At 68.8% G+C, this 16,710-nt stretch carries 11 protein-coding genes; 8 read left to right on the top strand and 3 right to left on the bottom strand.

Features of this window, described 5'->3' with window-relative positions:
- Positions 1-2 precede the first annotated feature (2 nt).
- Positions 3-2,810 carry a M16 family metallopeptidase gene (locus FHS79_RS12270; RefSeq protein WP_184200373.1) on the bottom strand — a complete coding sequence of 936 codons (2,808 nt, stop codon included), beginning with the start codon at positions 2,808-2,810 and terminating at the stop codon, positions 3-5.
- A gap of 60 nt (positions 2,811-2,870) precedes the next feature.
- Between FHS79_RS12270 and FHS79_RS12265 the strand changes: the two genes are divergently transcribed.
- Positions 2,871-4,511, top strand: coding sequence for a M28 family peptidase (locus FHS79_RS12265; protein ID WP_184200371.1), 1,641 nt, complete (start codon positions 2,871-2,873; stop codon positions 4,509-4,511).
- A gap of 24 nt (positions 4,512-4,535) precedes the next feature.
- Positions 4,536-5,924 (top strand): arginine deiminase family protein, encoded by a 1,389-nt coding sequence (locus FHS79_RS12260; protein WP_184200368.1) that lies wholly within the window; start codon positions 4,536-4,538, stop codon positions 5,922-5,924.
- A gap of 94 nt (positions 5,925-6,018) precedes the next feature.
- Here the strand turns inward: FHS79_RS12260 and infA are convergent, their stop codons facing one another.
- Entirely contained in the window at positions 6,019-6,279 is a 261-nt protein-coding gene (gene infA / locus FHS79_RS12255; protein ID WP_184200365.1) for a translation initiation factor IF-1, read from the bottom strand.
- A 267-nt stretch (positions 6,280-6,546) separates the two neighbouring features.
- On the opposite strand from infA, the gene FHS79_RS12250 reads away from it, so the two are divergent.
- From FHS79_RS12250 to FHS79_RS12240, 3 genes are read left to right on the top strand one after another with little or no spacing between them, the layout of a single operon-like run.
- Complete coding sequence (locus FHS79_RS12250) at positions 6,547-7,659, top strand: S-(hydroxymethyl)glutathione dehydrogenase/class III alcohol dehydrogenase (protein ID WP_184200361.1); 1,113 nt, start codon at positions 6,547-6,549, stop codon at positions 7,657-7,659.
- 13 nt (positions 7,660-7,672) lie between these two features.
- On the top strand, positions 7,673-8,509 hold the full coding sequence (gene fghA, locus FHS79_RS12245) for an S-formylglutathione hydrolase (RefSeq protein WP_184200358.1): 837 nt from the start codon (positions 7,673-7,675) through the stop codon (positions 8,507-8,509).
- The gene (locus tag FHS79_RS12240; RefSeq protein WP_184200355.1) at positions 8,506-9,693 is read left to right on the top strand and encodes a CaiB/BaiF CoA transferase family protein; all 1,188 of its coding nucleotides are present in this window, start codon (positions 8,506-8,508) and stop codon (positions 9,691-9,693) included. Before fghA ends, FHS79_RS12240 begins: the two co-directional genes overlap by 4 nt.
- Here the strand turns inward: FHS79_RS12240 and hrpB are convergent.
- Complete coding sequence (gene hrpB / locus FHS79_RS12235; protein WP_184200352.1) at positions 9,690-12,140, bottom strand: ATP-dependent helicase HrpB; 2,451 nt, start codon at positions 12,138-12,140, stop codon at positions 9,690-9,692. The genes FHS79_RS12240 and hrpB overlap by 4 nt on opposite strands.
- Positions 12,141-12,251: 111 nt before the next feature.
- Between hrpB and FHS79_RS12230 the strand changes: the two genes are divergently transcribed.
- The 3 genes from FHS79_RS12230 to FHS79_RS12220 are packed head-to-tail and all read left to right on the top strand — an operon-like array spanning position 12,252 to position 16,652.
- Positions 12,252-13,640 (top strand): TolC family protein, encoded by a 1,389-nt coding sequence (locus FHS79_RS12230; RefSeq protein ID WP_184200350.1) that lies wholly within the window; start codon positions 12,252-12,254, stop codon positions 13,638-13,640.
- Positions 13,637-15,334 carry a type I secretion system permease/ATPase gene (locus FHS79_RS12225; RefSeq protein ID WP_184200348.1) on the top strand — a complete coding sequence of 566 codons (1,698 nt, stop codon included), beginning with the start codon at positions 13,637-13,639 and terminating at the stop codon, positions 15,332-15,334. The genes FHS79_RS12230 and FHS79_RS12225 overlap by 4 nt, the downstream gene beginning before the upstream one ends.
- A 1-nt stretch (position 15,335) precedes the next feature.
- A complete protein-coding gene (locus FHS79_RS12220) occupies positions 15,336-16,652 on the top strand; it encodes an HlyD family type I secretion periplasmic adaptor subunit (protein ID WP_184200345.1) in 1,317 nt (438 codons plus the stop codon).
- Positions 16,653-16,710: the final 58 nt, after the last annotated feature.

The following is a 16,710-nucleotide window of genomic DNA, read 5'->3' as shown; positions in this document are numbered from 1 at the left end:
CGCTATTGCAGGGTGCGCACCTCGACCGGAAGGCCGAGCTTCTCGAGTTGCGGCAGCACCGTCTTCGCCTCTCCCACCACGACCCAGGTGAAATGGTCGGTCGAGAGCAGCTTGGCGGATTCGTTCAGCTCGGCGGTGGTCAGCGCCTGCAGCCGGTCGGTCAGCCGCGCGTGGTAATCGTCGGGCCGGCCGAGCACGGCGTTCTTGGCGAGCGCGCCGAGCAGCGCATTGCCGCTCTCGAAGCTGCCGGGCAGCGAGCGGATGCTGCCGTCGATCGCCTCGGCGCGCTCGGCATCGGTGAGCGGGCGGGACCCGCTGCCCAGCGCCGCGACATCGGCGATCATCGCCGCCAGTGCATCGCCGGTGCGGTCCGATTGCACTGGCGCCACGATCTGCAAGCTGAGCTGGCCGCTGGGGTCGGTGACGATCGAGCCGACGCCATAGGCCCAGTTCTTCGTCTCGCGGATATTGGTGTTGAGCCGCGACGAGGTGAGCCCGCCGAGCACGCTGTTGGCGGCCTGCAAGGCAATCGGATCGTCGCGCCCGCTCAGCGGCAGCAGCACGCCGCCGCGGATATAGCTTTGCGGGCTGCCGGGCCGATCGACAAAGATGATCTTCGGGCTGGTGGCAATCGACGCCACCGGCACGGCCGCAAGGCCGCGCGGCGTGGCCGGCGGCTGCCAGTCCCCGAAATGCCGTTCTAGGAGCGGCTTCAGCTCCGCCATGGTGATGTCACCCACCACGAAGAACTCGCCATTGTCCGGCCGGACCCAGCGCGCGTGCCAGGCTCTCAGCTCGGCAACGCCGATCGCCTTGACGCTGTCGACGGTGCCGGTCGTCGGCAGGCCATAGGGATGGCTGGCGCCATACAGCTCGGCGGGCAGCAGGCGGCCGGCAATGCTCGCCGGCGTGGTCAGCTCGCGGGCGATGCCGGTGAGGATCTGGCCGCGCACCCGCTCGGTCTCGGCCGCCGGAAATTCCGGACGCCGGGTCATGTCGGCGAAGAGCGCCATCGACGCATCGAGATTGGGCTTGAGCGCATCGAGGCTGACCGCGATCCGGTCCTGCCCCACGCCGGCACCCATGCTGGCGCCCAGCCGCTCGCGCGCCTCGGCAATCGCGGTGGCGCTGCGGCCGCCGGCGCCTTCGTCCATCAGTGCCGCAGCCATTGTCGCCAGCCCCGGCCGCGCCGGATCGTCCGAGGCCCGCCCGCCCTCGAAGCTCGCCAGGATGCGCACCGTCGGCACCGCATCGCGCGTGGCGAGCGCCACCTTCATGCCATTGGCCAGCGTCGCCCGCTCGATCACCGGGGCGGCGAGCACCGGCAGGCCCGTCACCGCCGGCTCGGGCATCCGCGCGACGCGCGCGATCGGCGCCGCGGCCGGCGCTGCCGTGGTGGCGGCGCGGAGTGCCGATTCCTCGGCCGCAGGGCGGGCACCCGGCATTACCGTCTGCCGATAGTCCCCGCGCGCCAGCCATTCGCGCGCCGCATCGCGCACCGCTGCCGGCGTGGCCTCGGCATAGCGAGCGAGGTCGGTCTTGAAGAAGCCCGGATCGCCCGCATAAAGCGCCCCTTCGGCCAGCGTCGCCGCCTTGCCGCCGAAGCCGCCTACCGCCTCCAGCCCGCGGATGGTGCCCGCCACCGCACGGCTGGCAACGCGCGCCAGCTCGTCCTCGGTAGGCCCCTCGCGCAGGAAGGTCGACACCGCGGCATCGAGCAGCGCCTCCACCGCCGCCGGGTCCGCACCCGGCGCCAGCGTGACGTTGATCGAGCCCCAGCCCACCTTCTCATAGGCTTGCGCGCCGCCGTTGACGCTCACTGCCAGCTTCCGGTCGCGCACCAGATCATTGTAGAGCCGCGACGAGGCACCGCCCGCGAGCACCGTCAGCGCAATGTCCGCGAGCGTCGATTGCGCATCGGTCTGCCCCGGCAGCGTCCAGGTCCGCGAAAGGCGCGGCGTCGGAATCGTGTCGTTCAGCGTCTCGCTGCGCGTGGTCGTCCAGCGCGGCACCGGCGCCGGGATGCGCTTCACCTCCGGCCCGCGCGGGATGGCGCCGAAATAGCGTTCCATCAGTGGCCGCGCGGCAGCCGCATCGATGTCCCCGGCCAGCACCACCACGGCATTGTTCGGGCCATAGTTTGCACGAAACCAGCTGCGCACATCGTCCATGCTCGCCGCATCGAGGTCGGCCATGCTGCCGATCGTCGAGTGCCGATACGGGTGCCCTTCCGGAAACAGCGCCTTCAGGGTCGCATATTGCGTCAGCCCGAGCGGCGCATTGTCCCCCTGCCGCTTCTCGTTCTGCACGACGCCGCGCTGCGCATCGAGCTTCTCCTGCGTCACCGCACCGAGCAGATAGCCCATCCGGTCCGATTCCACGAACAGCGCCAGCTCGAGCGCGGGTGTCGGCACATTCTCGAAATAGTTGGTGCGGTCGAACCAGGTGGTGCCGTTGAGCTGCGTCGCCCCGATGCTGTCGAGCTTCTTGAAGAACACGCCGTCGTTGTTCTCCGAGCCATAGAACATCAGATGCTCGAACAGATGCGCAAAGCCGGTCTTGCCCGCCGGCTCGTCCTTCGAGCCGATGTGATACCACACGCTCACCGCCACGATCGGCGCCTTCCGATCGGTGTGCACGATCACCCGCAGTCCGTTCTTCAGCGTGAAGTCCTCGTAGGGAATGTCCACTGCCTTCACCAGCTCGGCAATCGGCGCCGGCTCGGCCAACGGGACTGCTGTCGTCTGGGCGGCGAGCGGCGTCGTGCAGAGCAGGGTCGCCACAACCCCCAAACCAACCAGAACCCGCATCACTCTCTCCGCATAAACAAGCTGTTTGCACTCACCTAAGGTGCTTGCTAGCGTTCTCCAATGCGCAAAACATCCTTTCTCGGTGCCGCAGCAGCGGCCAGCCTCCTCTTTTCGCCCGGCAACGCCGCCGAGCCCGACCGGCTCGCCCAGGCGCTCGAAGGCCATGTCCGCTTCCTCGCCGACGATCTGCTCGAAGGCCGTGGCCTCGGCCAGCGTGGCCACGAGATCGCCGCCCGCTATGTGGCCTCGCAGTTCGCCTCGCTCGGGCTGCAGCCGGCCGGCAGCGAGGGCTGGTTCCAGCGCATCAGCTTTGCCGAACGCAGCTTTTCGAGCGACCGCGAGACGATGGTGCTCACCCGCGGTGGCCGCAAGACCGAGTGGCTCAACGGCAAGGACCTGGTGATGTCCCCCGGCAATGTCGAAGGGGCCGAAACCATCACCGCGCCGCTGGTCTTCGTCGGCTTCGGCCTGCGTGATACCAGCCTCGGCATCGACGATTTCGCCGGCATCGATGTGCGCGGCAAGATCGTGGTGGCGCTCAGCGGCGCCCACCCCGGCATGAACAGCGAAACCGCCGCCCATCTCGCGCGCACCAGCAAGGCAGTGACCGCGGTGCAGAACGGCGCGGTCGGCCTCATCCAGGTCCGCACCTTCCAGGAGCAGGGCCGGATTCCATTCGACAAGGTGGCGTCGCGCGGCCGCGCCTCGTCGCGCTCGATGCTCGGCCCCGATGGCGCGCCGCTCGGCGATGGCGCAGCACTCAAGGTGCGCGGCACGCTCGGGGAGGGCGCCGCCGTGGCGCTGTTCGAAGGCGCACCCATGAGCTTCCAGCAGGCGCTCGAAGCCGCCGCCAAGGGCCCGGTCAAGGGCTTCGATCTCCCCGGCACCCTCACCATCACCCGCGCCCAGAAGATCGTGCGCATCACCAGCCCCAATGTGCTCGGCCTCCTGCCGGGTGCCGACCCTCGGCTGGCGCAGGAAATCGTGCTGGTGCAGGCGCATACCGACCATATCGGCATCAAGGCCGATGCCCCGCCGGGCACCGACAACATCTACAACGGCGCCATGGACAATGCCGGCGGCACCGCCACCATGATCGAAACGGCGCGCATCATCGCCAGCGGCAAGCGCCCGGCACGCAGCATCCTCTTTTTCGGCACCACCGCGGAAGAGAGCGGCCTGCTCGGCGCCGATTACTGGAGCCGCAACCCCACGCTGCCGATCGGCCGGGTGGTCGGCGTCGTCAACATCGACATGCCGATCCTCTCATGCGATTTCGGCGATATCGTCGCCTTCGGGGCCGAGCGCTCGACGCTCATCGCCCCCGTCACCGCCGCCGCGCGCGGGGAGGGGCTCACCGTCTCCCCCGATCCGCAGCCCGAGGAAGCGGTGTTCACCCGCTCGGACCATTATCCGATGGTGCGCGCCGGCATTCCGTCCGTGTTCCTCAAGACCGGCCATTCCGACAGCAAGGGCGGCCAGACCTGCGGTGCCGCCGAGCGTGATTTCCGCCTCAACCGCTATCACGAGCTGGGCGACGACCTGAACCAGCCCTTCGACTGGACCGCGGCGGCCAAGTTCGCCCGCCTCAACACCGATATCGTGCGCCGCGTCGCCAATGGCAAACAGCGACCCCTGTGGTACGCCGGGGACTATTTCGGGGACAGTTTCGCCCCCACCGCCGCCAAGGCGAAACGCTAGCAGCGCACACCGGGGGGCAGGGGCATGGAAATCTCAAGGCGCGGGCTGATGGGCGGGGTCGCAGCGGGCGCCGCCCTCGCCGCCGCCCCCTCCTTCGCCCAGACTGGGGCAAGCCGCTTCCTCAGCTCGGACATCGGCGCGCTCAAGACCGTCCTCGTCCACTCGATCGTGCCGCAGGATGATGGCTTCGACCGCCTCTCCGAAAACGCCGTTCCCGGCCTTGAATCGGACATGGAGGTTGCCACCGAGCAGCAGGCCGGGCTGATACGGCTTCTCAAGGCGCAGGGCGCGCAGACGATCGAAGTCGCCGATGCCCTTGCCGGCGCCATTGCCGCGACACGGCGCTCGGGCATTTTCGAAACCTGGCTGCGCACTGCCTTCCCGGGCCTCGGCCTCGATGCCGACCGCGTGACCGCCGCCACCATCCTCGGCCGTGACCCCGCCATCCGCAACCGGCTTCGCGACGATGGCGACTATCGTCACTACGCCGATACCACGCTCAGCACGATGTGGACGCGCGACAGCGCCTTCATGGCACCCGCCGGGCTGGTGATGTGCCGCTCCGCCTCGGGGCGCCGCCGCCGCGAGAACATGCTGCTGCGCTTCTGCTATGCGCATTCGCCGCTACTGAAGGATTATCCCATCGCCTTCGACGCGCTGTCCGAAGGCATTTCCATCGAAGGCGGCGACGCCATGTTCGTCCGGCCCGACCTGCTGCTGCTGGGCACCGGCAACCGCACCGATCCGCGCATGGGGCCGCTGCTCGCCAAACGGCTCGATTGCGACGTGCTGACGGTGCAGACCTACAGCCAGGATTTCATCCGCCCCGATCGGCCGGGGCTGGAGTTCCCGGTCCAGCAGTTGCGCGTGCTGCTGCTCCACCTCGACACCTATTTCACGCAAGTGGCCCCCGGCCATGCGCTCTGCGTGCCCTGGCTGCTCGAGCAGGCCCATGCCGAGACAAACCCGCTCAGCCGCTTCGTCCGTGGTGCGCGCACCCAGGGCATGATCGATCCCGAAGATGCCGAGAAGTCGCTCGAGATGCTCAAGGAATTCGGCCGGGTGAAGCTGTGGAAGCGCGGCAGCGGCACCCCCGAAGATCTTGGCGAGATGAAGCTCGTCGATTATCTTCGCACGCAAGGCTGGAAGTTCACCTTTGTCGGCGGCGCAAGCCCCGAAGGCGATCAGGCGGTGTTCGCGCATTTCATGGCGACGGTCTATCCCGAGCTGCGGCGCCAGGCGGCAAACGTGGTGCAGGCCCGGCCCGGCCGCGTCATCGCCTATGCGGGCAACCCGATGACCAAAGCGGCACTGGAGAAGGACGGGCTGATCGTCGATACCTTCCCGGCGCGCGAGCTCTGGGCATGGCACGGCGGCCCCCACTGCCTCACCCAGCCGCTGCTCCGCGCCTGATCCGTTATTCTCCCCTCCCTTCCAGGGAGGGGTCGGGGGAGGGTTGTTGGAGCACGCTCAAGCCAATCCCGTAAAACCAACCCGTGGCCTCCGATCAACGGCGGAAGAAGCGCCGCTGGTTCATCGGCATGGGGGTCGTCTTCTCGCGGAAGACGATGCGGCCCTTGTCGAGGTCATAGGGGGTCATTTCCACATGCACCCGGTCACCCACGATCGAGCGGATGCGATTCTTGCGCATCTTGCCGGCGGTGTAGGCGATGATCTCATGGTCGTTTTCGAGGCGGACGCGGAACCGGCCATCGGGCAGGATTTCGGTGATTTCACCTTCGATCTTGATAATCTCTTCTTTTGGCATGCAGCTCAAAAGCCCCGAAGGGTGGTAGGTTGCGTCATGAAGGTCCGCCTTGTCGTGAATTGGCTGTGGGGGATCGAAACCCGCTACTCGGCCAGCGGGGATGCAGCGCCATGCGCCGAAAGGCGCAAAAAATCAAGTCGCGACGCCCAAAAGCGCAAAAAATCAAGTGGCGGCAATATCGCCGCGCGCAAATTCGCACTTCACCCTGCCGCCCGATTAGGGCAATCCCCAAGTCCGCGCCAGATTTGGCACCAACGGGGACGATCCATGAAAACCCGCGCCGCGGTCGCCTTTGCCGCCAACACCCCGCTCGAAATCGTCGAGGTCGATCTGGAAGGCCCCCGCGCGCACGAAGTGCTCGTCGAGATCATCGCCACCGGCATCTGCCACACCGATGCCTATACGCTCGAAGGCAAGGACAGCGAGGGCATCTTCCCCTCGATCCTCGGCCATGAAGGTGCGGGCATCGTCCGCGAAGTCGGCCCGGGCGTCACCTCGCTCAAGGTCGGCGACCATGTCATCCCGCTCTACACGCCTGAATGCCGCAGTTGCAAAAGCTGCCTCAGCCAGAAGACCAACCTCTGCACCGCCATCCGCGCAACCCAGGGCAAGGGCCTGATGCCCGATGGCACGAGCCGCTTCAGCTACAAGGGACAGACGATCTTCCACTACATGGGCTGCTCGACCTTCTCCAATTTCACCGTGCTGCCCGAGATTGCCCTCGCCAAGGTGCGGTCCGACGCACCGTTCGAGAAGATCTGCTACATCGGCTGCGGCGTCACCACCGGCGTGGGGGCCGCCATCTGGACGGCGGGCATCGAGCCGGGTGCCAATGTCGCGGTGTTCGGGCTCGGCGGCATCGGCCTCAACGTCATCCAGGGTGCGCGCATGGCGGGGGCCGACCGGATCATCGGCATCGACATCAACCCGTCCAAGGCCGAGATGGCGCGGCAGTTCGGCATGACCGCCTTCATCAACCCGCGCGAGATCGGGTCGGACAAGGTGGTCGCCGCCGTCGTCGACGCCACCGACGGCGGCGCGGACTACAGTTTCGATTGCACCGGCAACACCGAGGTCATGCGCCAGGCGCTTGAATGCTGCCACCGCGGCTGGGGAGAGAGCATCATCATCGGCGTCGCGGAATCGGGCAAGGAGATCGCCACAAGGCCGTTCCAGCTCGTCACCGGCCGCGTCTGGAAGGGCTCGGCCTTCGGCGGGGCACGCGGTCGCACCGATGTGCCGAAGATGGTCGATTGGTACATGGACGGCAAGATCGCCATCGATCCGCTCATCACCCATGTGCTGCCCCTGGACGACATCAACAAGGCGTTCGACCTGATGCATTCGGGCGAGAGCATCCGTTCGGTCGTCGTGTTCTAGGGGCTGTGTTCTGATGATCGAAACCCTCGCCTCCTCGGGCTGCCACGGCGGCCGCCAGTCTTTCCACGCACACCAGTCGCGGATCACCGGCACGCCGATGCGCTTCGGCCTTTTCGTGCCCGCCCATTCCGGTCCGCGCCCGGTGCTCTGGTGCCTCGCCGGCCTCACCTGCACCGAGGAGACCTTTGCCATCAAGGCCGGCGCCCAGCGCTTCGCCGCCGACCATGGGCTGATCCTCGTCACCCCCGACACCTCGCCCAGAAACCATGCCGGCGGCGATGCAGCCGATGATGGCAGCTATGATCTGGGGCAGGGCGCCGGCTTCTGGCTCGATGCCACGCAAGCGCCTTGGGCACCCAATTACCGCATGGCGAGCTGGCTGCTCGACGAAATGCCCGAGGTGCTGCTGCAGCTCGCCCCGGCCGATCTGGCGCGCCAGAGCATCATGGGGCACAGCATGGGCGGGCACGGCGCGCTCACCCTGGCGCTCAAGCACCCGAAGCGCTTCCGCTCGGTCTCGGCCTTCGCGCCGATCTGCGCCCCGTCCGAAGTCCCCTGGGGCGAAAAGGCCTTCGGCGCCTATCTCGGAGACGACCGCGCCGCATGGGCAGCGCATGATGCCTGCGCGCTCATCGCCGGCGGCAAGCGGATCGACGAGATCCTGGTCGATCAGGGCATGGCCGACCAGTTTCTGGAAGCCCAGCTCCGCCCCGAACGGCTGGAAGCCGCCTGCGCCCGCGCCGGCATCACCCTCAGGCTCCGCCGCCGCGCCGGCTATGACCATGGATACTGGTTCATCCAGACCTTCATCGAGGATCACATCGCCTTCCACGCCGAGCGGCTTGCATGAAGCTGCCGCTGGCAGGGTTGCGGGTGCTCGACCTCGGCTCGGTGGTGTTCGCCCCTTATTGCAGCCAGTGGCTCGCCGATCTGGGTGCCGATGTCATCAAGATCGAGGCGCCGGAGGGGGACAGCACCCGCCTCACCGGCCCCGCCCTCGAGCGCGGCATGTCGGCGCTTTATCTCGGCTGCAACCGCTCGAAGCGCGGCATCGTTCTCGACCTGAAGACCGCCGACGGCCGCGATGCACTGGCGCGGCTGGTCGATGGTGCCGATGTGCTTCTCCACTCGATCCGCCCGCAGAAGCTGGCAGCGCTCGGGCTGGCATCGGAGGCGCTGCTGGCGCGCAACCCCCGCCTCATCGTCGCCAACCTGCTCGGCTTCGGCGCCGATGGTCCCTATGCCGGGCTGCCGGCCTATGACGACATCATCCAGGGCATGAGCGGCATGGCCGACCTGATGGCGCAAAAGACCGGCGCCCCGCAATATCTGCCCACCATCATGGCCGACAAGGTGAGCGGCCTCACTGCCGCCATCGCCATCCTCGCCGCCGTGGTGCGGCGCACGTCAACGGGTGCGGGCGGCACGGTCGAAGTGCCGATGTTCGAGACGATGGTGGCGTTCAACCTCGTCGAGCATTTCTACGGCCACCAGTTCGAGCCGCCACTGGGCCCGCTCGGCTATGCCCGCGCCATGGCCCCCTGGCGCCGCCCGCTGCCCACCGCCGATGGCCATCTCTGCCTCATGCCCTACACCAATGCGCACTGGCGCGGCTTCTTCACCGTGGCGGAAGCGCCGCAGCACATCGAGGATCCGCGCTTTGCCGACATCGGCACCCGCACGTCGCATATCGAGCCGCTCTACGCCATCGCCGCCGATCTGGTCGCCGCGCGCCCGACCGCCTGGTGGCTCGCCGCCCTCGAAGCCGCGCAAGTCCCCAGCGCCCCCATGATCGCCCTCGATGCGCTCGAATCCGACCCCCATCTGGCCGCCACCGGCTTTTTTCAGTCCCTCGACACCCCCTCGGGCACCCTCAAATACCCCGGCGTGCCCGTGAAGTTCGACGGCCAGCGCCCCCCCATCGCACCGCCCCCCCATCTCGGCGAGCATACCGTGGCCGTCCTCACCGAAGCCGGATTCTCCGAGGAAGACATCGCCGCCCTGCTCGCCAGTCGCGCCGCAAGGGCAGGCTAACCCGCCTCTCCCGGTCGTTTCGCCCGCAAAGTCGGCGGTGCGGTGGCCGGGTTTTCGGGCCATGGATGGCGCGGATAGCGCCCCCGCAGATCCCGCCGCACATCGGCCCAGCTTCCCGCCCAGAAGCCCGGCAGATCACGCGTCACTTGGATCGGCCGCCCGGCGGGCGAGGTCAGCCGCAGCGTCAGCGGCACCCGGCCATTGCCCAGCATCGGATGGCGGGAAAGTCCGAACAGTGCCTGCACCCGCACGTTGACGGCAGGCCCACCTTCGGCCGCATAATCAATGGCATGCTGGCTGCCGGCCGGTGTCTCGAATTGCCGTGGCGCGAAGCGATCGAGCGCCTGTGTCGCCTCCCAGCCAAGCAGCGTCTGCAGCGCGGTGGCGAGCGCCTGGTCGGCAATCGAAGCCAGCCGACGCTGGCCATGCAATAGCAGGGCAAGCCAGTCATCGAGCGCTTCGAGCAGCCCTGAATCATCGAGAGCCGGCACGTCCAGCCCTGCACCAGCGGCAAAGGCGGCGCGGGCACGCAGCCCCAGGCTCGCCTCTCCCCACGCCAGCAACCCAAGCCCATGGGCGCGCACCCCGCCAAGAAGTGCAGCCTGCACCGCAACTGCATCCGGCCGCGCAAGTGGTTGACGTGCCAGCGTAATCGCCCCCAGCCGCCGCGTGGACTCGGCAATCACGCTGCCACTTGCCACATCGAAACCGAAGTGCGGCCGCGTCTCGATCCGCTCGCCGAGCATCGCCTCCACGCTGGCAGCCTCGATGGCGGCCCCCAGCAGCAGCCGTGTGCCGGCCGCAGCCCCGGCGGCATCGGCCACCACGATCCACTCCGCCCGCGCCAGTGCATCGTCGGTCGGCACGGAGACCGCCCGGCCATTGGCCATCAGATGCGCAGCCCCCCGCCGCCGCGCCACCCGATCGGGGAACGCCAGCGCCAGCAACCGGCCGACAAGATCCGCCGGCGGGTCGGTGTCCGCACCACCCCCGGCCGACCGCGCCCAGCGCGCGGCGAGGCGGCGGCCGGCGTCGGCACGCTGCCCGCGCTCCTGCCCCCAGCGCCGCAGCCGGTCATCGGCATCGAGGCTCCGCCCCCCAAGGCCGCGTTCCCCCAGCAGCACCGCCAGCAGCGCCGCCTGCCGGCCCCAGCCGCGCTGGCCGGCAAGGATGAGCATATGCCCCAGCGCCGGCGGCAACGGCAGCGCGGCAACGGCCTCGCCGTGCGGCGTCGGGCGACCATCGGCATCCAGAACACCGATGTTTTCCAATCGGTTGCGCGCATCTGATATGGCAGCGACGGGCGGCAGATCGAGCCAGCTCAGCTGCGCCGGATCGCGCACCCCCCACCGTGCAGTTTCCAGCAGCAGCCCGGCCAGATCGCTTTCCAGTATCTCCGGCGGGTCGAAGCGCGGTCGCCCGGCGGTCTCGGCCGCCTCCCACAGCCGCACCGCCACGCCGGGTGCCGTGCGCCCCGCCCGCCCGGCACGCTGGGTGACGGCGGCCTGCGAAGCCCGTTCGGTCACCAGCCGCGCCAGACCCACCGCCCGGTCGAGCCGCGGGCGCCGCGACAGGCCGCTGTCGATCACCACCCGCACGCCATCGATGGTGATCGACGTCTCGGCGATGCTGGTCGCGAGCACCACCTTGCGGCGGCCGGGCGGTGGTGGCGCAATGGCGGCGCGCTGGTCGCTGCCCTCGCGGGCACCATAGAGGCGGTGAAGATCGACATCCCCCGGCAGCCGGCCTTCGAGCCGCTCGGCAGTGCGCTCGATCTCGGCGGCCCCGGGGAGGAAAGCGAGCACCGACCCGGGCTCGTCGGCGATGGCGGCGCGCACCGCCGCCGCCATCGCATCCTCGATGCGCAACCCGGCATCGCGTCCGACATGCCGCAGTACCACCGGAAACATTCGCCCCTGGCTCTCCAGCCGCGCCAGATCGGGCACGATTGCCTCATAGGCCGCCCCATCGAGCGTCGCAGACATCAGCAGCAGCCGCAGATCGGGCCGAAGTGCTGCACGCGCATCGAGGGTGAGCGCCAGCGCCAGGTCGCTCTCCAGGCTTCGCTCATGCACTTCGTCGAACAGCACTCCCGCCACGCCGGCGAGTTCCGGATCGGCGACCAGCCTGCGGGTGAAGATGCCCTCGGTCATCACGATGATCCGCGTCGCAGCGCTCACCCGGCTGTCCATCCGCGTCTGATAGCCGATCGTCTGCCCCACCGGCTCGCCGGCCAGTTCGGCCATGCGCTCGGCGGCAGCGCGCGCGGCAAGCCGGCGCGGCGAAAGCAGGATCAGCGTGCCGCCAAGCGCCCAGGGTTCGCCGAGCAGGGCAGGGGCGATGGCGGTGGTCTTGCCCGCCCCCGGCGGCGCCACCAGCGCCACCGGGCGGTTGTCTTTGAGCAGTGCTGCAAGCTCGGGCAGGATGGCGGTGACCGGAAGCGACATGGAACATGCCTTACGGGAGGCAAGTGCTTCGGCAAAGCTGTCACCCAACTGTCATACTCAGGCGATAGGCGATGCGCAGCCGGGCATGTGCGCCGGCAACAGGGATTTGCGATGATGGGTTTCGGGGCGCCGGGCATGGGAGCGGTGCTGGCTGCGGTCGTGATGTCGGGCGGTGCGATGGCAGCTCCGCTGGCCTTGCCGATTCCGTCGGAGGCACCACAGCGGATCACCGCCGGCGATGACGTGTTCTTGCGTGGACTTGCCGATCGCAGCGGCACCACCGCCTTCACAGCGCAGCTGGCCGCCGCCGCGCAGGCGCTGCCCGAGATCGGCGAGCGCGCGCAGGATGTGGCAGCGGCCCAGGCGGTGCGCGATCAGGCGCGGTCGCGGCTGTTCCCCACCCTCGGCGTCGATCTGGTCGCCTCGCGCACCATCGCCCGCGATCTGCAACTGCCCACCACGCAGGTCGAAAACCTGGCGCCGCGCCGCCGCAACGATGTCATCGGCACCGTCGAACAGCTCGTCACCGATTTCGGCGCCAGCTCGGCGCGTATCCGCGCCGGCAATGCCGGCACCGATGCCGCGCGCGCCACGCTCGATGCCAGCCGCAACACCCAGCTGCTCGCCCTGGTCGACGCCTGGTACGATGTGCTCACCGCGCAGACCATTGCCGGGCTTGTCGAAAGCCATGTCGCGCGGATGCAGGCACTGGCGGAGGGGGCGGCGATTCGCTTCGAGCGCGGCGTGGACAGCGGCGGGGACGTGTCGCGTGCCCGCTCCTACCTCGCCGCCGCGCAGAGCCAGGCGGTGAGTGCAGCGCGCCAGCAGCGCAATGCCGAAGCACGCTATCTGGAGCTGTTCGCCGCAGCCCCCGGTCCGCTGGCGCGGCCGTTCCATGGCACCGGGCAGGAAGCGGACGCGGTTCGCCCCGAACTCGTCGCCGCGCGGGCGCAGGCGCGTGCTGCCGAAGCCGCGCTCGATGCCGCGCGCGCCGACCGGCTGCCGCGGCTCGACGCGCGAATCACCAGCGCCGGCTATGATGTGCTGCGCGGCACCACGCCGGCCTATGATGTGCGGGCGCTGCTCACGCTGCGCCAGCGTTTCTCGGCCGGTGGTGCGGAGGCCGCGCGCGTCGCCGAGCTTTCGGCGCGGCGGCAAGCGGCGGGGCTGGCGGTGAGCCGCATCGAAGCCGCCACCGGGCGCGAGCGCAGCACAGCCGAGGCCGATGTCGATGGCCTTGCCGCCGCCCTGCCGCCGCTCGAAGCCGCCTATCTCGAAAGCCGGCGTGCGCGCGACCTGTTCGCCGAGCAGTTCCGCGTGTCGCGCGGCCAGCTCTTCGATGTGCTTCGCGCCGAGCGGGACCTGCTCGATGCAGCACTCACCCTGGCGCGCACGCATTATGATCTCGATGTCGCGCGCTTCACGCTGCTGGCGCGCCAGGGCGGGCTGATCGAACGCTTCGGCCTGACGCCGGCCGTGATCACCGAGGATGACCGATGATGCGCCTGTCTCCCTGGCTTGCGGCACCGCTGGCAGCGCACCGCGCGACGTTCATCAAGGTCGGCATCGCCGCCGTTTTCACCAACGTCTTCGCGCTGGCAACGTCGCTCTATTCGATGACGGTCTACAACCGCATCGTCCCCAACAATGCCACCGATTCGCTTATCGCCTTGTCGATCGGCATGGCCATCGTGCTGGTGTTCGATTTCATCCTGCGGATGCTGCGCGGCTATTTCGTCGATGTGGCGGGGCGCGAAGTCGATGCCAAGCTTGGAGCCAGCGTGTTCCAGTCGCTGGTGTCGATGAAGCTCGCCAACCGCCAGGCTTCCAGCGGCGCCTTTGCCGGGCTGCTCCGCGAGTTCGAGACGCTGCGGGATTTCTTCGCCAGCGCGACCATCATGGCACTCGTCGACGTGCCCTTCGTGCTGCTGTTCCTGTTCGTCGTCTGGGCCATCGCCGGGCCGGTGGTGCTGGTGCCGCTGCTGATGATCCCGGTGGTCGTCGCCGCCTCGCTGGTGGTCCAGCCGGGGCTCGACCGGCTGGCCGGCAGCGTGCTGGGGGCAGGCTTCTCCAAGCAGGGCGTCATGGTCGAGACCATTTCCGGGCTGGAGACCGTCAAGGCGAGTGCGGCGGGCACGATGCTGCGCGGCCGCTGGCAGGCGGCGGTGCAGGAGAGTGCCGATGTGGCGCTGCGCAGCCGGCTGCTCTCGGCGTTTGCCACCAATGTCGCGGCCTCGGCGCAGCAGATCGTCTATGTCGGCGTCGTCCTCTACGGCGTGTTCCTCATCGCCGAGGGGTCGTTGACCAGCGGCTCGCTCATCGCCGCCTCGATCCTGGCGGGGCGCTGCGTGGCGCCGCTGGCGCAGGTGGCGGGGCTGATGACGCGGCTCAGCGGCACTCGTGCCGCCTATCAGCGGCTCGATGCCTTCATGTCGGCGGGCGGCGAGATGGCTGAGGGGGCGAATCCGGTGCGCCGCGCGCGGCTGGAGGGGCGGATCACCTTTCGCAACGTGGTCTTCCACTATCCCGGGACCACAACGCGCGTTCTCGATGACGTGTCGTTCGAGGTGCAGCCGGGCGAGAAGGTGGCGATCGTCGGCCGCGTCGGCTCGGGCAAATCGACCGTGGCGCGGCTGGTGCTCGGGCTCTACCAGCCGAGCGAGGGGCAGGTGCTTGTCGACGGCGCCGATGTGCGCCAGCTCCACCCCGATGATCTGCGCCGCAACATCGGCTCGGTGCTGCAGGATGTGACTTTGTTCTCGGGCTCGATCCGGGACAATATCGCACTGGAAGACCCGGCGATCGACGATGAGGAGCTGCTGCGCCTCGCCCGGATCAGCGGCACGCATGATTTCGTCGGTCAGCTGGCCGGCGGCTATGACCTGCGGCTGGCGGACCGCGGCGAGGGGCTTTCGGGCGGCCAGCGCCAGTCGATCGCCATCGCGCGGTCGCTCGGCGGCCGGCCACCGCTGATCGTGTACGACGAACCGACGAGTGCCATGGACAGCCAGTCCGAGAACGCGCTTGTCTCCCGGCTCGAGGCCGAGCTGAAGGACCGCACCTTCCTGCTCGTGACGCATCGCCAGCCGATGCTCAAGCTGGTCGACCGGATCATCATCCTGGCGAACGGCAAGGTCGCAGCGCAAGGCCCGCGCGACGATGTGCTGCGCTCGCTCGCCGTGGGGCAGAACTGAGATGGCAAACGTGATCGAAGCGACGCTCGAAGCTGCCCCCGACCGGCTGCTCGAACGCAATTTCGCCACCGTGCTGCTATGGGTGGTGGTGGCGCTCACCGTGTCGCTGCTGCTCTGGGCGGGGCTCGCAAAGGTTCAGGAGGTCGTGCACGCAACGGGCTCGGTGGTGCCATCGAGCCGGCTGCAGGTCGTCTCCAATCTCGAAGGCGGGATCGTCAAGGCCATCCTCGTCCGCGCCGGGGACAAGGTGAGTGCCGGCCAGCCGCTGCTGCGCCTCGATGCCACTGCCACCTCGGCGGATTTCGCGCGCGGCGACACGTCGATCGAAGCGCTGCTGGCGCGCGCCGCGCGGCTGGAGGCCGAGGCGCGCGGCCGCCCGCTGCTGTTCCCGGCCGGGCTGGAGATCTCGGTCCCGACATTGGTCGCAAACGAGCGGGCGCTGTACAATGCCCAGATCGCCAGCATCGCCACCGAGCGCGAGATCGCTCGCTCGCGATTGTTGCAGGCCGAGCGCGCGGCTGGGCAGGCACGGGCGGAGGCGGAGTCGCAGGGCGAAGCGCTGGCGCAGGCACGGCGCGAAGTCGAGATCCTGGAGCCGCTCGTGGAAAAGGGTGTCGAGCCGGCGATGTCGCTGGTGCGCGCGCGTTCCGCCGAGCGCCAGGCGACAAGTGCCCGCGAAGCCGCGGCCGAGGCGCTGCGGCGCTCGGAGGCAGCGCGGCGCGAGGCCGAGGCGTCGATCCGCAGCCTCGAGCAGCGCTTCCGCGCCCAGGCGTCGGATGCGCTGGCTTCGACACGCAGCGAAATCGCCGCGCAGAGCGCCAGCCTGCCGGCGCTGGCCGACAGGATGCAGCGCACCGAGGTGCGGGCACCGGTCGCCGGCGTGGTCGGCCGGGTGCTGGCAACGACCGTCGGCGGCTCGATCCGGCCCGGCGAGCCGTTGGTGGAGGTGGTGCCGGCGGGTGATTCGCTGGTCATCGAAGCGCGCGTGAGCCCGGCGGACATCGCCTTTGTGCGGCTGGGACAGGGCGCCAATGTAAAGATCAGCGCCTATGATTATTCGGTCTATGGCACCCTGCCGGGCGTGGTCGAGCGCATCGCGCCCGATGCCGTCACCGACGAGCGTACGGGGCTCTCGCATTTCCTCATCCAGGTGCGCACTCGGGCCTCGGCGCTCACCGGGGAAGACGGTGCCAAGTTGCCGATCGGCGCCGGCATGATCGCCGATGTCGATGTGCTGGGGCGCGATCGCAGCGTGCTCAGCTACATCCTGACGCCGGTCACGCGCCTGCGCGACAATGCGTTCCGCGAAAAACTCTGAACCGCCGCATCACTGTCATCTATCGTTCACAATGTGTTTCTATGCCGAAACGGTGGGA

Origin of the sequence: Polymorphobacter multimanifer, assembly GCF_014205635.1 — a bacterium.
GTDB classification, from domain to species: domain Bacteria; phylum Pseudomonadota; class Alphaproteobacteria; order Sphingomonadales; family Sphingomonadaceae; genus Sandarakinorhabdus; species Sandarakinorhabdus multimanifer.
Note: the sequence above shows the minus strand (reverse complement) of the source record. Positions and strands in the feature narration are given on the sequence as shown.

Excerpts from the sequence above, each read along its gene's own strand:
- FHS79_RS12270 (WP_184200373.1), bottom strand. The coding sequence starts at position 2,810 with ATGCGGGTTCTGGTTGGTTTGGGGGTTGTGGCGACCCTGCTCTGCACG.
- FHS79_RS12265 (WP_184200371.1), top strand. The coding sequence starts at position 2,871 with ATGCGCAAAACATCCTTTCTCGGTGCCGCAGCAGCGGCCAGCCTCCTC.
- FHS79_RS12260 (WP_184200368.1), top strand. The coding sequence starts at position 4,536 with ATGGAAATCTCAAGGCGCGGGCTGATGGGCGGGGTCGCAGCGGGCGCC.
- infA (WP_184200365.1), bottom strand. The coding sequence starts at position 6,279 with ATGCCAAAAGAAGAGATTATCAAGATCGAAGGTGAAATCACCGAAATC.
- FHS79_RS12250 (WP_184200361.1), top strand. The coding sequence starts at position 6,547 with ATGAAAACCCGCGCCGCGGTCGCCTTTGCCGCCAACACCCCGCTCGAA.
- fghA (WP_184200358.1), top strand. The coding sequence starts at position 7,673 with ATGATCGAAACCCTCGCCTCCTCGGGCTGCCACGGCGGCCGCCAGTCT.
- FHS79_RS12240 (WP_184200355.1), top strand. The coding sequence starts at position 8,506 with ATGAAGCTGCCGCTGGCAGGGTTGCGGGTGCTCGACCTCGGCTCGGTG.
- hrpB (WP_184200352.1), bottom strand. The coding sequence starts at position 12,140 with ATGTCGCTTCCGGTCACCGCCATCCTGCCCGAGCTTGCAGCACTGCTC.
- FHS79_RS12230 (WP_184200350.1), top strand. The coding sequence starts at position 12,252 with ATGATGGGTTTCGGGGCGCCGGGCATGGGAGCGGTGCTGGCTGCGGTC.
- FHS79_RS12225 (WP_184200348.1), top strand. The coding sequence starts at position 13,637 with ATGATGCGCCTGTCTCCCTGGCTTGCGGCACCGCTGGCAGCGCACCGC.
- FHS79_RS12220 (WP_184200345.1), top strand. The coding sequence starts at position 15,336 with ATGGCAAACGTGATCGAAGCGACGCTCGAAGCTGCCCCCGACCGGCTG.